Annotated in this window: 18 protein-coding genes and 2 tRNA genes; 9 read left to right on the top strand and 11 right to left on the bottom strand. The window is 38.9% G+C overall.

The features are described 5' to 3' along the window. Positions 1 to 7 precede the first annotated feature (7 nt). Entirely contained in the window at positions 8 to 343 is a 336-nt protein-coding gene (locus tag ACZ5YP_RS02790; protein WP_464835734.1) for a hypothetical protein, read from the top strand. A gap of 3 nt (positions 344 to 346) precedes the next feature. After that, a complete protein-coding gene (locus ACZ5YP_RS02785; RefSeq protein WP_464835733.1) occupies positions 347 to 1,315 on the top strand; it encodes a complex I subunit 1/NuoH family protein in 969 nt (322 codons plus the stop codon). Between the two features lie 8 nt (positions 1,316 to 1,323). On the opposite strand, the gene ACZ5YP_RS02780 is transcribed toward ACZ5YP_RS02785, so the two are convergent. From ACZ5YP_RS02780 to ACZ5YP_RS02755, 6 genes are all read right to left on the bottom strand, one after another. Continuing rightward, on the bottom strand, positions 1,324 to 2,307 hold the full coding sequence (locus tag ACZ5YP_RS02780) for a UDP-N-acetylglucosamine--N-acetylmuramyl-(pentapeptide) pyrophosphoryl-undecaprenol N-acetylglucosamine transferase (RefSeq protein ID WP_464835732.1): 984 nt from the start codon (positions 2,305 to 2,307) through the stop codon (positions 1,324 to 1,326). Positions 2,308 to 2,373: 66 nt separating this feature from the next. Then, complete coding sequence (locus ACZ5YP_RS02775) at positions 2,374 to 3,579, bottom strand: SufD family Fe-S cluster assembly protein (RefSeq protein ID WP_464835731.1); 1,206 nt, start codon at positions 3,577 to 3,579, stop codon at positions 2,374 to 2,376. Beyond that, positions 3,579 to 3,866 (bottom strand): P-loop NTPase family protein, encoded by a 288-nt coding sequence (locus tag ACZ5YP_RS02770; RefSeq protein ID WP_464835730.1) that lies wholly within the window; start codon positions 3,864 to 3,866, stop codon positions 3,579 to 3,581. Before ACZ5YP_RS02770 ends, ACZ5YP_RS02775 begins: the two co-directional genes overlap by 1 nt. Beyond that, positions 3,866 to 4,306 (bottom strand): ATP-binding cassette domain-containing protein, encoded by a 441-nt coding sequence (locus ACZ5YP_RS02765; RefSeq protein WP_464835729.1) that lies wholly within the window; start codon positions 4,304 to 4,306, stop codon positions 3,866 to 3,868. The genes ACZ5YP_RS02770 and ACZ5YP_RS02765 overlap by 1 nt, the downstream gene beginning before the upstream one ends. 60 nt (positions 4,307 to 4,366) lie before the next feature. After that, a complete protein-coding gene (locus ACZ5YP_RS02760; RefSeq protein WP_464835728.1) occupies positions 4,367 to 4,888 on the bottom strand; it encodes a CopG family transcriptional regulator in 522 nt (173 codons plus the stop codon). Next, positions 4,875 to 5,462 carry a hypothetical protein gene (locus tag ACZ5YP_RS02755; protein ID WP_464835727.1) on the bottom strand — a complete coding sequence of 196 codons (588 nt, stop codon included), beginning with the start codon at positions 5,460 to 5,462 and terminating at the stop codon, positions 4,875 to 4,877. Before ACZ5YP_RS02755 ends, ACZ5YP_RS02760 begins: the two co-directional genes overlap by 14 nt. 168 nt (positions 5,463 to 5,630) lie before the next feature. On the opposite strand from ACZ5YP_RS02755, the gene ACZ5YP_RS02750 reads away from it, so the two are divergent. The 6 genes from ACZ5YP_RS02750 (at position 5,631) to ACZ5YP_RS02725 (ending at position 12,203) form a co-directional block, all read left to right on the top strand. Next, positions 5,631 to 9,104 (top strand): hypothetical protein, encoded by a 3,474-nt coding sequence (locus ACZ5YP_RS02750; protein ID WP_464835726.1) that lies wholly within the window; start codon positions 5,631 to 5,633, stop codon positions 9,102 to 9,104. 169 nt (positions 9,105 to 9,273) lie between these two features. Then, positions 9,274 to 9,495 (top strand): ATP-grasp domain-containing protein, encoded by a 222-nt coding sequence (locus ACZ5YP_RS02745; protein WP_464835725.1) that lies wholly within the window; start codon positions 9,274 to 9,276, stop codon positions 9,493 to 9,495. Continuing rightward, positions 9,455 to 10,405, top strand: coding sequence for an ADP-forming succinate--CoA ligase subunit beta (sucC, locus tag ACZ5YP_RS02740; RefSeq protein ID WP_464835724.1), 951 nt, complete (start codon positions 9,455 to 9,457; stop codon positions 10,403 to 10,405). The genes ACZ5YP_RS02745 and sucC overlap by 41 nt, the downstream gene beginning before the upstream one ends. A gap of 7 nt (positions 10,406 to 10,412) precedes the next feature. Further along, positions 10,413 to 11,291 (top strand): succinate--CoA ligase subunit alpha, encoded by an 879-nt coding sequence (gene sucD / locus ACZ5YP_RS02735; RefSeq protein WP_464835723.1) that lies wholly within the window; start codon positions 10,413 to 10,415, stop codon positions 11,289 to 11,291. Positions 11,292 to 11,342: 51 nt separating this feature from the next. Next, entirely contained in the window at positions 11,343 to 11,879 is a 537-nt protein-coding gene (gene ppa, locus ACZ5YP_RS02730; protein ID WP_464835722.1) for an inorganic diphosphatase, read from the top strand. A gap of 9 nt (positions 11,880 to 11,888) precedes the next feature. Then, positions 11,889 to 12,203, top strand: a complete 315-nt coding sequence (locus ACZ5YP_RS02725; protein ID WP_464835721.1) for a transcriptional regulator — start codon at positions 11,889 to 11,891, stop codon at positions 12,201 to 12,203. Here the strand turns inward: ACZ5YP_RS02725 and ACZ5YP_RS02720 are convergent. Continuing rightward, positions 12,200 to 13,234, bottom strand: coding sequence for a deoxyhypusine synthase (locus ACZ5YP_RS02720; RefSeq protein WP_464835720.1), 1,035 nt, complete (start codon positions 13,232 to 13,234; stop codon positions 12,200 to 12,202). The genes ACZ5YP_RS02725 and ACZ5YP_RS02720 overlap by 4 nt on opposite strands. Before the next feature lie 91 nt (positions 13,235 to 13,325). Beyond that, a tRNA-Met gene (locus tag ACZ5YP_RS02715) sits at positions 13,326 to 13,434 on the bottom strand. 93 nt (positions 13,435 to 13,527) lie between these two features. Between ACZ5YP_RS02715 and ACZ5YP_RS02710 the strand changes: the two genes are divergently transcribed. Continuing rightward, positions 13,528 to 14,445: a hypothetical protein gene (locus ACZ5YP_RS02710; RefSeq protein ID WP_464835719.1), complete on the top strand. Its 918-nt coding sequence runs from the start codon at positions 13,528 to 13,530 to the stop codon at positions 14,443 to 14,445. Between the two features lie 21 nt (positions 14,446 to 14,466). Here the strand turns inward: ACZ5YP_RS02710 and ACZ5YP_RS02705 are convergent. The 3 genes from ACZ5YP_RS02705 to ACZ5YP_RS02695 form a co-directional block, all read right to left on the bottom strand. Continuing rightward, a tRNA-Leu gene (locus ACZ5YP_RS02705) sits at positions 14,467 to 14,551 on the bottom strand. A gap of 6 nt (positions 14,552 to 14,557) precedes the next feature. Next, complete coding sequence (locus tag ACZ5YP_RS02700; protein ID WP_464835718.1) at positions 14,558 to 15,991, bottom strand: ribonuclease FAU-1 family protein; 1,434 nt, start codon at positions 15,989 to 15,991, stop codon at positions 14,558 to 14,560. Between the two features lie 63 nt (positions 15,992 to 16,054). Beyond that, entirely contained in the window at positions 16,055 to 16,324 is a 270-nt protein-coding gene (locus ACZ5YP_RS02695) for a UPF0147 family protein (RefSeq protein WP_464835717.1), read from the bottom strand. Positions 16,325 to 16,358 lie beyond the last annotated feature (34 nt).

The raw sequence follows: 16,358 nt of genomic DNA, 5'->3' as shown, positions 1-16,358 counted from the left end.
TCATGGTATGGATGTATATGAATTTACATTAATCTATACATTGACCTCGATTACTACAGGGCTAATAATATACTTTGTTTTTTACTGGATGTTCCAGAAGTATGTAGCGTCTAAAACACCAGTTGAAAGAGATGAGGTATCAAGTCTTATTGTTATGGGTGGATTTATTGTTGAAGAACCAGCGAGAATACCAGTTACAAAGGTATTCAAGGATATTTATAAGAGGGCCCTTGGTAGACTCATGCTAGTTGAAGAGTGGACTAGTAGAACCTCTACTTGGTACCTAATCGGCCTGGTTGTACTCGCATTAATAGTTATAATTGCACTTGTATCGGGGTGGTAGAATATGATACTTGATTTGATTGTACAGGCTCTACTATATCCAGGCCTCTTATTTACAATAGTATTCATTATTTTTACACAGTGGTATGCGAGAAAACTGTCAGCGAGAATCCAGTATAGAAGAGGGCCAATACATGCCGGTCCAGCTGGCTTCCTCCAGCCACTAGCAGATCTATTGAAGCTCGTAGCTAAAAGAGACATGGTAAACAAGTATTCTCTCAACGTGAGCCCGGTAATCGTTATTAGCCTAGCTATAGGCTTCTTGATACTGGTTCAACTAGCTCTTCCAGTAGCCTATAAACCACTATATGCGAGATATGATTCACTCGCCATACTATACTTTATGTTGATAGCTCCATTTGCAATAGCATATCTAGCGGCAGCTCATCCAAACCCCTATACAAGTATAGGCGTAGCGAGGTTTCTAGCACAATTAGTAGTAGCTGAGCCATTATTTGCCATTACAGTTATTACACCATTAATTATTGGTGCCCGTCTCGGTGGAGAGTACAGTATATACCTTACAAGTATATTGTCACCGAAAATATGGAGTAGTGGATTAACGAGCTTTATAGCAATCCTGCTCTCTGCTATTGCCGGCTTTATAGCATTACTAGCTGTTTTAATGGTTAAACCATTTGACACACCAGAAGCAGAGTCGGAGATATACTGGGGTGTGTTTACAGAGGTGGGAGGGTCGAGACTAGCACTTGGATTCTTCTTGAAGTTTGCCGAGAGAATAGTATTTCCAATGCTCTATGCGTGTCTCTTCCTTGGTTGTACATGGCCTGTTGAACCATCAAACTGGCTTCTCTCAACAATAGTAGTGTATTTAAAGACACTATTAGTGTTTACAGTGCTTACAATAATCGATAATGTAATGCCAAGGTATAAACCAGAACAAGTAGTAGTATTTCTATTGAAATACGGGTATCCACCAGCTTTACTTGGCCTTCTCTTAGCACTAGTCTAAAAATCCCACTATTTTTCTAAGTGTTCAAGTAGTTTTTTGGCAATAAATAACGCTCCGTTTTCATAGTTTAAACTTGTTTTTTCTACTTCATCAATAGCTCTACGGAGTAGTCTGGGGTCTGGTTTATCGAGAAATACTGCTTTTATTTTCTCGGCGTAGATTTCAACGTCTTTTTTAGACGCACCTAGTGAAACTCTTGGATTGTATACGATTATAACTGGTTTTCCATATGCAAATCTAGCAGTAGAGGTTGTTGCACCACCTTGATGTGCTATAACGATGTCTGCGCCGGCAATCCACTTGTGTATGTCACTAGTATACTGGAATACAGTCCAAGACGGGTGTTTTTTCTTGTAGGGTTCAGGGTCTACATCACCAGTTTGCAATACTATGTTTTCCAGGCCTAATTGTGATATGGTATCAAATAACTCTTTGTATCCAAGAGTACCTGTTGTAACGAGGATATAGCCCTGGTTTCTTGGTTCATATATTCTTGGCTCGTATACAGGGCCGGAGACTATTCCACGTGGAAACAACTCTAATTGTTCTTCCCAGTGGAGGAAGACTTTTGCACCTGTTTTTACCAGTATATCTACCGCTCTAGATTTCGTTGTAAAACGCTCAATTGTTTCAAGTGTGTAAACAGGTGTTTTTAATAATATTTTAGACACTAGGGATGGCGGAATAGAGAAGTTAGATCCGCTTGCAAAGACTGCTCTGGGTTTACTTTTCAATACGCTACGTGTTGATTGAATAAACGCGTTTATCCATCTGTGTAACCCCTTGTATAATGGTTCTCCTGGCTTGCGTGGCAGGAAGAGGTATTCTACTTCTCCGAAGTTCTCGAATTTTCCAGCTAGAAACTCGTATCCTCTAGCTACTAGTATTGTATTGTTATTGAATCCCAATTTGTTGAGATACCATGCAATTGAATACGTGTATCCAGCGTGTCCACCATAACCGGCAATTAACAACAACTTCTTCTCACTCAATAAAAACACCTATCTAAATAATAGGAAAAGATGAGTGTATATAACTGTAAATAAAGGTGAGATTGGTTATCCCACAGCGTATTTTGCAACCATGTCTAGTATATAGTCCACTTGTTTCTTGATTGATGGAGGTAGTGGTGCATCAATACTCATAAAGCCTCTTACCAGTACTGCTTTTGCCTCTTCCTCGGTGAATCCACGGCTCATTAAGTAGTCTATTTCCTCGTCTGCTATTAATCCAATTGCTGCTTCGTGGCTGAGTAGTGCTCCCTGCTTTCTTGAGGTTATTATTGGTATCGATGAAATCACGGCTTTTGGAGATAGTAGTAGTCCGAGACACTCAATATGGCCTTTTGTATCTGACTCCAAGGCTTCTATTTCAGCTCTCGCATATGATTCTGATTCATCTCTAGCTACTACACGTGATACGTTTTCTACACCGGCACCTGGTTGCTCTAGTACTGCTTTGGATCCAATGTCATATATGCCCTTATTACTCGACGCTATAATAGATGCTAGATAGGCCCTGGCGTTTCTACCGAGGTAGACTACTGGATATGTTTGTATTGATGCTACTGGACTATAGGTTACATAGTAGTTTATGTATTCGCCTCCCTCTTCGACTTTTACCACTGTGCGGGGTCTTACATGTAGTCCCTCTGCCCATGCGTGTAGCATTGTAAATGTCAGCTTGGCGTTTTTAGCGATATAGAATTCTGATATACCAATGTGTACACCGTCTTTTACACCATGTGGTATTGCACAGCCTGTTACAAGGTGTGCTTCTGCACCCTCATCTACATATACAATGTTGTGTGCTGTTTGAACAACATTATTGCTTGTAATTGAGAGACAAGTATATATTGGAACAGGGACTTTAACGCCTGGTGGGACATATATAAAGTAGCCTACTTCGCCCCCGTAGAGATATGCAAACGCAGTATACTTGTCTTTAGTTGGATCTACTAGCTTCCAAGATAATTCTCTTGCAAATGGTTTTCTCAACAATGCTTCCTTAGTTGGTAGAACAATAACACCGTATTTCTCTAGGAGTTTAGCCATTGCAGTAGCTAGTGCTTGCTCGTTTCTCTGTGCATATGCAAGACTACTAGCATCTAATCCAACTCTACTAGTAGCTTTTAAGAGCGATGGGTCTACTTCCCGTGTCTCTTCCACGCCGGGTTCTTCGATTTTATATTTTGACAAATCAAGATCTGGACCGTAGGGTGCCGGCTTCTCGAGGGCTTTAAATACTAGTTGAGAATCATACACTACATACCACCCATAAGTACCTCCAATCCTTTTCTAAAACCAAACTTGAAGACTACAGGTAGTACTACATCGGGTGATCCACTATAAGCTATTTGACCATTCATTAATATGTGTACTTTGTCGATTTTACTCAGTTTCTCGGTGATCGCGCCTGTATGTGTAACCAGTATTAAACTAGTTCCTCTACTGCGTAGTGTCTCCATAGTTCTCGCTAGTATTTCAATACTCTCAACATCTACGCCGCTGTCTGGTTCGTCGAGTAGTGCTAGTTTGGGGTTTTGGAGCATTAATAGAAATAGCTCTGTTCTCTTTTTCTCGCGCCGCTAAATCCAACAAATAGGCTTCTATGTAGAAACGAGTTTACTAGTAGTGTTTTTGCTAGTAGTGTACAGTCGCTACACCCGTATTTCTTGGCCATGGCGTTTGCTACATCTATGAGTTTAACACCTTTGATTTCAGGTGGGTTTTGGTGGGCTAGTGCTATTCCGAGTTTTGCTCTTTCATAACTTGGCATATTGGTTATATCTACACCATTGAATATTATTGAGCCACCACAAATCCTTGTTTTCTTCAACCCCATGATTGCTGATAGTAGTGTTGATTTTCCACTTCCATTGGGCCCCATTATAACGTGTACTTCGCCCGGCTCTATTTTCAATGAAACTCCTTTAATTACTTCTTTGTCTTCAACGCATACTCTAAGGTCTACTAGTTCGAGCAGGGGCATTGTATCACTCAATAACAGTGTTATAGGTCTAGAGACTAATATATGTTACCACGTAAAACACTAGCGGCGTTCATATATAGCTAGAGACCTACTAGTCTGGAGTATAATAGTTGTTTCACCAGACTCAATAACTGTTAGTCCAGAACCTCTAGCAATACCCTTTAATAACAATGCTAGTTTCTTTTTCACGGGATCGTATTGAGGTAGTAGAATAATGTTTTCTCCCTGCGAGACTATTAATTGATTACTTAATCCAATAAACTCTATTGTTTCCACGGGGCTAAACCCTAGTTCTCTAATTGTTTTTCCAATAACTACTCCTCTCTCAACTACTTCTTCGTCTGTTTTAGCATTGAGTATATCTGGTGGTAGAATTGAAAACCCTAGTCTTGAAAGAAGGATTTCTATTTGTTTTTCTAGTAGTGCTCTTGGTGCATAGTAGCCCATATCTTCTAGTTTGACAGCGTTTTCTACTAGTTCTCTGAGGTAAGACGCTATGCTCATTCCTCTATTTCTAGCTATTTGTTTTAATAACTCTACGTATTCAGCGTCTACACCAATTGTTTTTCTATTCTTTCTCAAAGAAACCAGTCACCCTTATAGAGACAGTATTATCTCCTGTTTTGACTTCTAGGATATTTAAGTGGAAGCCCTTGGCCAGGTTTACAGCTATTTGCTCGGCTAGTTTCAGTATTCTCGGCGACTGCTCCATGAATGAAATAACAAATCTATATGATCCATCTCCCTCCTGGATAGTGTCTATGAGCGCACTTGAAATAAAAGCAGATAATGCCGCCTCGAAGAAACTGGGCGAAGAACCATGTTTAACTCTCATTAACTCTCCAAACCATATACAAGTCCTACCCATTTCCTCCAGTAGAGTATTGAATTCATCATCACTCATTTTATCAATTATAATTCTCGTTGTTTTCCATGGTAGAATAATAGAGCCAATACGTCTCAAGTCATCAATAACATCCGCGAAAACAAGTGCTCTAAGTATACTTGGCTTATACTTCATAATCTTCAAATTCGACTCTAAAATCTTCTCTATTAAGACAAGATACGGCATACCAACTCTCTCAGAAACCCTCATTGCTTCATCTATAAGCGATTCTGGTAACGGTACAAATCTACGTGGTTGACTACGCGACATCTACTCCAACCTACACTAATAAAAACATAGTGTTATTACAATATAAACGTGATTCCAGTGTTTAATGTAAAAAGTGTATACACATGTATACACCGTGTATACACATTTATAGACACAATCTTTAAAACATATCTAAACCGTTATTGTAAAACACGGGTGAGTCTATACATGAACTATAAGTCTATAATATCCACAATAGCCCTATTCGCAATAATATTACCCATAATAGCACCACTAGTACTAGAAATACCACTAGTAACAGCACAGCTACAACCAGTAATAGTCAATATACATGGCCCCATAAATGTAACAGGCTTAACCTATCCTGGAGTATATCCAGGCGATACTATAATGGTGGAAGTATATGTACCATTCCCTCAACCATTCACTGTTAAACTAGTAAACAGCCATAATAATAGCACAGTATACGACCAGAAAACAGTTACACCATATCAATCAGGATATGTAAATGTAACACTAGTAGTACCAAAAGAACTAAGAGAATTAATATCCATTGACGGTATATTAACAGTAAATCTATATGTTGGCCCATCCCCAACACCTGAATCAAAAAAACTATCGATACTACCATTAGTAGAAGTATATCCAACAGTAACACCACCACAAAACAATATTACCGTAACCATTTATGGATTACAACAAAACACTGTTGTTCAAAAAATCTATATTGGTACACACTCAATTCAGACACCTAAAACACCAGATGAATATGGAAGAGTGATAGTACCAGTAAATCTAACCGGACTATGTCTACCACAAGATACTTATGTCGTTTCATTTGAAGCAAATTCATCTTATGGTGTGTCTTCAGCATTCTATAGGAATGCAAGTCTAACAATTAGACCAATAGTTAAAATAATTAACGTTGACGCTGGTGAGCCAGCTGGACATGGAATGTGGGTGAATATTACAGGTAACATCTTCAAGGATAACATAGTAGTAGAGGGTTATGGATTCCCAGCCAATGTTAAAGTAACAACGATAAGACTACAAAACACGAACTTTACTAATGTCTACTATGACTTCCCAGTGAACGTTTATACTACTTCGTGTGGATGCTTCAATGTGACAGATCTATTATCCAAGAAACCAACAAACATGACTGCTGGATTATACATTCCAATAGTGTATATTGCTCCACGAGATGTAAATAGAACTGCAACCGAAGGAAATGTAACCCTGGGTAAAGAAGTAACCGTGAGTTTCGACTTATCTGTACTTAATATAGGGTTAAAAGGCTTTATCAATGCAACATCGCAGATTAATGGTACACTAGGCTATGCGCAAGCATCAGCCAATCAATCAATAAACAAGAACGATGTATTAAGCATTCTCATAGTAGATGGAGCTAAGAAATACATATTATCTGCCAATCTCAACCCAGATTACACTGTAACATTTGCTTTATACAATGCAACCGCGCTACCATACGTGACATTATTTAATGTAACAGTAAACTCCACCTACAACTCAACCCTAAGAGCAAATGTAACAGCTATATTATTCAACTTGAATGGAAAATACAATATCAACATCTCCGAGCCAGGGTATAGATACAAGGCAGAGTTCTATGAATATGCCAACCAAATACTACTAATATTGTATGAATATAAATTGACAATTACTGGCGGCTTTGTATACATGATTCACACGCCAAGTGGACAAAACAAAACATATACAACAGAGAACTTGACTGTTGATGGTACAGTAGTGAAGACTCCAACATGGAAATTCACTCATGAAGGATATACATACCAAGTAAACTGGGTATATGATGCTGAGGCAAAAGTCGTTACTATGACAGTAACGGTTAGTCTACCAGAAACACCATACGAGTTTAGAAATGTCTACTACTTGGTGAGACCAGTATTAATGTTCCTAGTAGGCAATGAACTACGCAAGACTTATCCAACATCAGTAATGCCAAACGAGACCATTACAATAGTGGCTTTTGGCTACTCACCAGGCTATGGATGGTATGATTTCAGAAACAATCTAACTGTAACCCTAGACATGGTGTCACCACTATTCACTGGAGAACTAGGTAGAGATGGTAACTTAACATTCAAGATAACAATACCACCAGGTACAACATTTGGTGCCCACTACATACACGGTATTGACTCTAGAGGATACGAGTACTCTGTTGCAATAGTTGTTGGTGCAAAAGGAGTATTCATAATTGTTGGTAAGCCAACCAGTAGAGAAGCATCTGCTAGCTACTACAACACAAGAATCGAGGCCTGTCCATGTGCCGTATACGAAGGCAAGTCATTCTGTGACGTCTGCGTAGTATACACTGGAGACTGCGACTACCTCGGTGACTACATAGAAGTAGAACTATATGGATTAAGACCAAACGAGACGCTAATAGATGTATATCTCAATGGAACCAAAGTATCTCCATCTCTAATAACACCGTCAAAACCAGTTGCAGACTCCAATGGTTATATGACTTTCAAGTTCCTAGTTCCATCAATTCCAGAAGGCGAATATACAATTAGAGTAATCACTAGTGTCTCTGGAGAACAGATATTATCCTGGAAGACCAATACGACCTATACAACATTTATAGTTAAACCCAAGCTATTATTGGTAACACTAGACAGTAATTTAACAAGTGGCAAGGCAATTCTACCAGTAATAGTTGGTAGTGGTGTAGTTAGAGTTATTGGAACAGGATTCAAACCTGGATTAACATTTGATACCATAGTAGTCAATATGACTGATGCATTTAGATCACTCTACACACATGTAAGAGACTGGAAAGTAGACACTAACGGTATAATTATTGGTGGAAAGGTAGCTGGCCAAGACTTGTATCCAGCACTACTATTCCCAGTACTACAACCAGGTAAATACGAGGTTAGAATTGTATACTATGAGGGAACAACAACAAAGATCTCTGAGCCAGGATACATCTACGTAGTCAACAACCTGACATTTGTTGCAACCAAAGACGATGTAACCCAGTTAAACAACGCGATTAACACTGGATTCAACAATGTACAAACCAGTCTCAACAATATTGTATCAACTATAACTACAAGCCTCAATACATTTAGCACTAAACTAGATGATATTTCAAGACAAGTATCAACAGGCTTCACTGATGTAAAGAGTATGTTAAACGACATTAACAGCACTCTAACTACTGTAAGAAGTGATGTAGGCGCTATTAAGAGTGATATGAACACTGTAAAGACAACATTGAACACTATACAAGGAATGTTAGCATCACTCGGTGGTAAATTAGACAATGCTCTAGCAATACTCACTGATGTAGAAAGCAATGTAACACTAATCAGGATTAAGACAGACAAGATTGATGAATTACTAAGCAAAATCAAGACTGACGAATTAATAGTCAAACTCGACGCACTAACAGGTAAAATAAGTACACTTGAAACTAAAGTAGGAGAAGTAGATACTAAAGTACAACAACTAAGTAAAAACACTGAAGATAGATTTAGCGCTCTCGACAACAAGGTATCATCAACAACAGCTAGTGCATCGACAAGCATGTACATCTCAATAGCTGCAACACTCTTCGCACTACTAGCAACAATCTTCAGCCTACTAGCATATACATCCATTAAGAAATCAGTAGCTCCAAAGTAAAGAGTAAATACCAAACCCTTTTTCTTTTTTCTCTAATTTCTATAATTTCCTAAAATCTCATTCTACTCTACTAGTATCTTACATATTGTTAACTCTGGTCTCTCTTAGTAGTATACCTCTCAGTAAGGGTTTTAATTGTAATCTCCTATTTCTTATACAGGTGGTTTATTTGAAACTATATGAATATGAAGCCAAGGAGATAGCTAGACGCTATAATATTCCAGTACCACGTGGAAAACCCGTTTCTACACCTGAAGAAGCCCAGCAAGTAGCAAGCGAGCTGGGAGGACAAGTAGTCATTAAGGCACAGGTTTTAGTTGGCGGTAGAGGACTAGCGGGAGGAGTGAAATTTGCTTCTACACCCGGAGAAGCAAGAGAAGTCAGCCGCTAAACTATTATCTACTGAGATACGTGGGTTAAAGGTTTCAACGGTGTTAGTAGAAGAAAAAATCTGTATATCGAGAGAACTATATTTATCACTAGTAATTGATAGAGCAGCTAGAAAACCAGTCTTCTTGATCTCAGAGATGGGCGGTGTTGAAATAGAGGAATTAGCTAGAAAATACCCTGATAAAATAAAGAAGATCTACATTGATCCCGAAGTAGGATATTCCAGTTACATGTCTAGAATCGCAGTTGATGTATTAAATCTACCATGGAGTAGCATTGGCGAATTAGATTCGATAATGAAGTCAATGTATAAGATAATGATAGACTATGATGCCGAACTAGTTGAATTCAATCCACTAGTATACACGTGCGACGGTAAATTAATAGCTGTAGACGCCAAGATTACAATAGACGATAACAGTTTGTTTAAACACCCTGAACTACAAGCACTTTATGGTAGAGAATACAGTGAATACGAGAGAAAAGCAAAAGAACTAGGATTTAGCTATGTAGAACTAGATGGAGATATAGGCGTTATAAGCAACGGTGCAGGATTGACAATGGCTACAATGGACTCTATTCTCTACTATGGTGGAAAACCAGCAAACTTCCTCGACATTGGTGGCGGTGCATCCAGGGATAGAGTAAAAGAAGCAGTAAAACTAATGCTACTACACCCAAGACCACGCGTCCTCCTAGTAAACATATTTGGTGGTATTACAAGATGCGACGAGGTGGCAATGGGTATTATAGAGGCACTAAGAGAAACAGGTAGCACTAAACCCATTGTTGTTAGAATGCTCGGTACAAACGAAGAAGAGGGTAGAAGGATATTAATAGAAAACGATATTGAAGTCTATGTAGAAATGGATGATGCAGTTAAAAAAGCAGTTGAATTAGCAAAGAGGTGAGGGGTTTATGGGCATACTTGTAAACTCTAATACAAGAATTATAGTACAGGGAATTACTGGTAGAGAGGGTGCATTCCACACTAAGTTAATGCTTGAATACGGTTCTAAAATAGTAGCTGGAACCTCCCCAGGCAAGAAGGGAACATATGTACATGGAGTACCAGTATACAATTCAATAGATGAAGCTATAAGAGAACAGGGAGCAATAGATGCATCAATAATATTTGTTCCAGCAAAATTCGCAGCAGACGCCGTGTATGAAGCAATAGATGCTGGATTGAAACTAGTAGTAGTAATCACAGAGGGAATACCCGTACACGACGAAGTTAAATTCGTAAACTACGCGAGAAAGAAAGGAGTAGTAATAGTAGGCCCCAATACACCTGGAGTAATGACAGTTGGAGAGTGTAAAATGGGTATAATGCCAGCCCACGTGTTCAAACCAGGTAGGATAGGACTAGTTTCGAGAAGTGGAACACTAACATATGAAATAGCACGCGAACTAGGAAAACACGGAGAAGGAGTATCAACCGTAGTAGGCCTTGGAGGAGACCCTGTTACAGGACTAGACTTTATCGACGTAGCAGAATTATTCTTCAAAGACCCAGCAACAGAAGCCATGGTACTAGTTGGAGAAATAGGTGGCGATGCAGAAGAAAGATTTGCAGTATACTACAAGAAAACAAGCTATAAGAAGCCAGTAGTAGCCTATATTGCTGGTAGAACAGCACCACCAGGTAAGAGAATGGGCCACGCTGGAGCAATAATATCAATGGGTATGGGAGACTATGCATCAAAGAAGAAAGCACTAGAAGAAGCAGGTATACCAGTAGCAGAAACACCCTCACAGGTACCAGTACTACTAAAACAAGTTCTAAGACAATAACACATTTTTTTTTACCGTAATACAATATTTTCTCTAAATTGGTGAGTAATAATGAGTATATTTGAGAAAATCGGACCCGGCGAAAAAGCCCCCGAGGAAGTATATGTATTAATAGAAATTCCAATGAATAGCGGTGTAAAATACGAATTAGACAAAGAGACAGGTGTTTTATTCGTAGATAGAATACTATATACATCAATGGTCTATCCATTCAACTATGGATTTATACCGGGAACACTAGAAGAAGATGGAGACCCAGTAGACGTATTAGTTATTTCGTATGACACGCTAGTACCCGGATCCGTTATTAAAGCAAAACCAATAGGTGTACTTGAAACACAAGACGAAAAGGGATACGACTCTAAAATCGTAGCTGTTCCAGCTGATAAAATAGACCCTAGATTCCAAAATATAAGAGACATAAACGATCTACCAGAAGCAATCAAGCAGAGAATAGAACACTTCTTTGCACACTACAAGGAGCTAGAAAAAGGTAAGTGGGTCAAGGTAATTGGCTGGAAGAATAGAGAGGTTGCACTAGAAAAGATTAGAAAGGCTATTGAGAGATATAGGGAATCAAAGAAGTAAAGTGGTTTAATGGAGTCTACTACACGCGAGAAAATAATAGAAATATTGAAAACAGCTGGAAGACCACTTACAGCAGAGGAAATAGCTGGTTTTTTAGGTGGCGATATAACCCCTCGCGACGTATACGAACATCTTCCTCATATCTCAAAGTCTCTTAGAGCTAGGAGTAATGGAAGAGAAATACTTGTAATGGAGCCTCCATACTGTAGAAAATGTGGTTTTGAATTTAGAGAACTAGATAGACCTAGAAAGCCAAGTAGATGTCCGCGTTGTAAAAGCGAGTGGATTTCTCCTTCACGCTTTACAATTATTATTGTAGACTAGTGTTTTTTAACTACTACTTCTAATACGTTTTGCGGATTCTTTCTCTTCACTCTTCCAACTAGTAGTCCATGTGCTATTATTGGTAAAGCTATTGTTGCATCAACGTGTACTGTTCTCTTTTTCGCGTGTGGTGATACCTTGCCCCAGCTAACGGCTTCTTCAAGTGTTGCACCGCTTAGTCCACCCCATTGCGGCATATCGGTTGTAAATTGAACTATGTATTCAAACCCCTTGTAGTAGTCGTGTCTACCCTCTTCGTATTCAGCTATTAGTGTTTGTGCTACAGTCATTAAGTTAACGTAGTCTTTGGGTACTCCACCACCAATATATATTGCTGAGACTTTCTTGCTGTGTCTACCTATTTCTACTAGTTGATAGAAGTCTTTAACCATGTCTAGTACTATGTGTTTTCCACTTCTATATGCTAGTAATAGGCCCATTCCATAACCGCTATCTACTAGTGCAGGCGAGAAAACGGGGACTTTTGCTCTATATGCTGCTGCTACAATGCTATCTATTCCCTTCTCATTGAGGAACTTTCCGAATTCATATAGGAATTCAGGTGTAGAGTATACTCCTTCTGGTAGAGTCTCAACGAATTCTCTTATCAAACCCTCCATTTTCCTATAGTCTAACTCGTTTGCAACCGTGTCGTAGAATCTATCATACTTTCTCTCTAAGAGCATAGCGTCATCTATACATGGATGTACTTTGTAGTATTTAAAGCCCATTGCTTCATATATGTCTTCGCTTATTATTGCACCAGTAGATACAACTACGTCAACATATCTCTCTTCAACCAGCCACTTAATTATCTTCCACATACCAGCAGTACTTATCGAGCCAGCCAGTCCGAGGAATATCGTGTTCTCTGGGTCGTTGAACATATCAATTAGTATTCTATAGGCTTCGCCGAGCGCGCGCCCCTGGAATGAAATATCATTCATTGCTAAGAGTAGTTCGTGAATACTCCTCTCTTTAACATCTAGCGCTTTTACTTCTCCATATGCAAAATCCGGTATTTCACTCACTATTCTCCACCATTAAAACCAGTAATACTTACAAATAGTTTAAATAAAAATCAGATTTAAAGCACTTTCCAAGGACACGATAGAACTGGAGTGCCGCCGCCGGGATTTGAACCCGGGACAACCGGATCTCTCCTGGGCCGACCCCGCTGTCCTCCAACCCGTATGAGTCCGGCGCTCTGGCCGGGCTGAGCTACGGCGGCACTCCCTGAGAGATAATTTATTTAGTATTCAGACTTAAAAACTCTTTCGCGTATATCTCTGATGTAGTTTATAGGGTAGGATGGGTGGTTTTATTGAGTAAAATAGTTTTGGAAATATCGCCTTTGAATATTGTGCTACTAGTATCTATTCTGGTATTGATTTCTCTAGCTATATGGATATTATACACTGATAGCAATACTGGCTATATATGGGTATACCCGTTAGATAGAGAGAGAATAGTATTTACATTGTTTAAATCAGAGGTTTTATTATTGAATTCTAGGGTTATCGAGAATATTACCAGTGTTACGGTTGTAACGGGTATACCTAGTTTTATTGGTGTAGGTGGTACAGGAGACTACGTTGTAATGTTAGTGCGCGGTCCAAGCATATATGTTTGGACTATAACTATATCGACAGTTGCTGGATATATATTGACATTATACAAATATAGAAAAGTAGTAAGAGAATACTCTATTAAAAACATTGCATTACTACTAGTCCTCATAGTATTATTCGTAATGCCCATAGTATCCCTTTTTATATATATTAATGAAGGCTTCAATAATGGATTTAACTACCATGAAGTAGTCGTATATGAAAACCTTGAATGTAAAACCATCAACATCACAGAGCTAGCTCTAGTGGGATATAACTGCGTGGACGGTGTAAAAGATGAAATCCAGGGAGACGTGGGTAAAATATATCTAGTTGCTTTTAAAGTAGATTTAAAAGACCAAGAGAATCCATTAGTAATCTTCACAGTGGATAATAAACCATTAGGAATAACTCATGGTATGTATGGTATGTCGAAGTTTATAACGAGTGGAAATGTAAATATCATAGTGTTATCAAGACAACCACTTGCAAATTCAACTCTGATTTACTATAAAGGAGAATTCACTGAAAAACCGGGTTTTTCACTAATAGTAGCAGTAATACCGGTATTAATGCTCGTAGTAGACCTAGTTATAGCAGGGGTTTTCTATTACAAGTTGAAGAAAGTATAGTTGTTGAATAGTATTGTTGAGTGCGGGGGGTGGGATTTGAACCCACGCAGGCCTACGCCACCGGGTCCTCAACCCGGCCCCTTTGGCCAGGCTCGGGCACCCCCGCTCTATTTTATTCTAGATTTTTACCAGGGTTAAAAACATAGTTCATGGGATTTAATAATATTTGTTTCACGGTGTTTACAGCGTATTCATATAGTTCTTTCGTTATTACTCCCTCTCTGTATAGTTCTACTAGTTCTTCTTCATCTACTATTTTAACCTCGCCTGATGGATGCACTACTACGTCTACTAGGAGGTCGTGGTATTTAATAATCGAGGGTGTGATTTCTGGCGGGGTATTGATGTTTATATATGTTCCAAGCCAAACCCCGCTTCTATAGTAGTTGTGTGTAATTATTGGAGAGCCTGTTTCTACAACCATGTAGTCTATATCTCCGGGTTTCTTGTCTACTCCAAGCCCGTCGTATATACCCTCGCTCTTCATAACTCTCTCTAGTACAATGAGTAATTTGTCTCTATTGTATTCTACTCTGTATAGTCTACCATGTTGTAGTCGTAATACTTCACCAGTTGGTTTAACGTGAATTAACTCGATTCTAGAGGTTTCTCTTAAACGTCTAGCTATATAGTTTAAAACTCCAATTTCAGTGTTTTCTCCCCTTGAAGGATGTAATGGCGACATGACTTCTTCTGCGAAGTCTACTAGGTCGCTGTATCCCATAGACTTCAAGCTGTGATGATAGTCTATTGTAAAACACGTTGTCCTTCTATACTCGTCTAGTTTCCTCTTAGCTATACTTGTCAAGCCAATTATACCGATGAACTCGCCATGTCTTAGTTTCACTGGTGAATCCTGTTCTCTTTGTTTTTGAAGTATCTGCTTGTATTCTTCTAGCAGTAGATCTATTTCTCTAGATAATTCGTCTCTATCAGCGTATTTAGCACTACTTCGAAAGTGTATTCCTATTCCACTCCCCATTAACTTAGATGTAGCTATAGCTGATAGTTTTGCTTTTACACTCGGATCGTAGATGTGTTCTGAAAACGTAATTCTTGGTTCTCCGTGTACAAGAGCTATTCTCTTACCAACAAGTCTAAAATTCCTTGTTAATACTAATCTCTCGTTTTTTCTTAGAGGAGCGTGTTTTACTCCAACGAGGATTTTTGCTCCTACATCTTCTCTACAGGGGTATAAGTAGCCTTTCTCCCCTCCTAGATCTACAATACAGCTATCACTAGTTTTCTCGACTACTACTCCTAGGTAGACGCTGTGGAGTTCTATTTTAGACTCCCATTTATACACGTAGTTTAATTTCTCGACGAGTACATCAAATACTCTTTTTGCTTCTACTGGGAATCCAAGTACTAGGATTTCATCTGGGTTTTCTGTGTCTTTAACTGTTGCATCACATGGACTGGTATCTATTGGTATATTGAGTCTCTCAATGATTTTATCACTGGCTTCTACGAGTTTAAATCCTTCTTCTAAGAGTAGTTTGGATACAGCTGTAGAATATATTCCTCTAACTCTCACATTAACCATTAAGTAATCCACCCATTAAAAACACTCTAGTGTAAATAAAAACACTTTTAGTTGAAAAACAATTTAGTCTTTAACTGTTTCTAGTAGTGCTATTATCTGCCATATTTTTGTACGAGCACTTAGAGGCATGTTTGGATCCTGGCTGACCTGGTCTAGTGCACTAATAGCGTTCGCGGCTCTTACACCGGGGGAATATCTCTCGTCTCTCAAGTAGTTGAGAGCTTCTGTTGCTGCACGCCTTATATTTCTAGGTACAGCAGTGTCATTTATTATACTGACAAGCATGAAGATCGCGCTTTTTATTTTTGCTTCGTTATCCATTACACGGCTCATCGACACCACCTCTATGCTAAATCTATAAATACAC

Source organism: Sulfophobococcus zilligii, from assembly GCF_055398255.1.
This window is presented reverse-complemented; position numbering and strand designations above follow the sequence as displayed.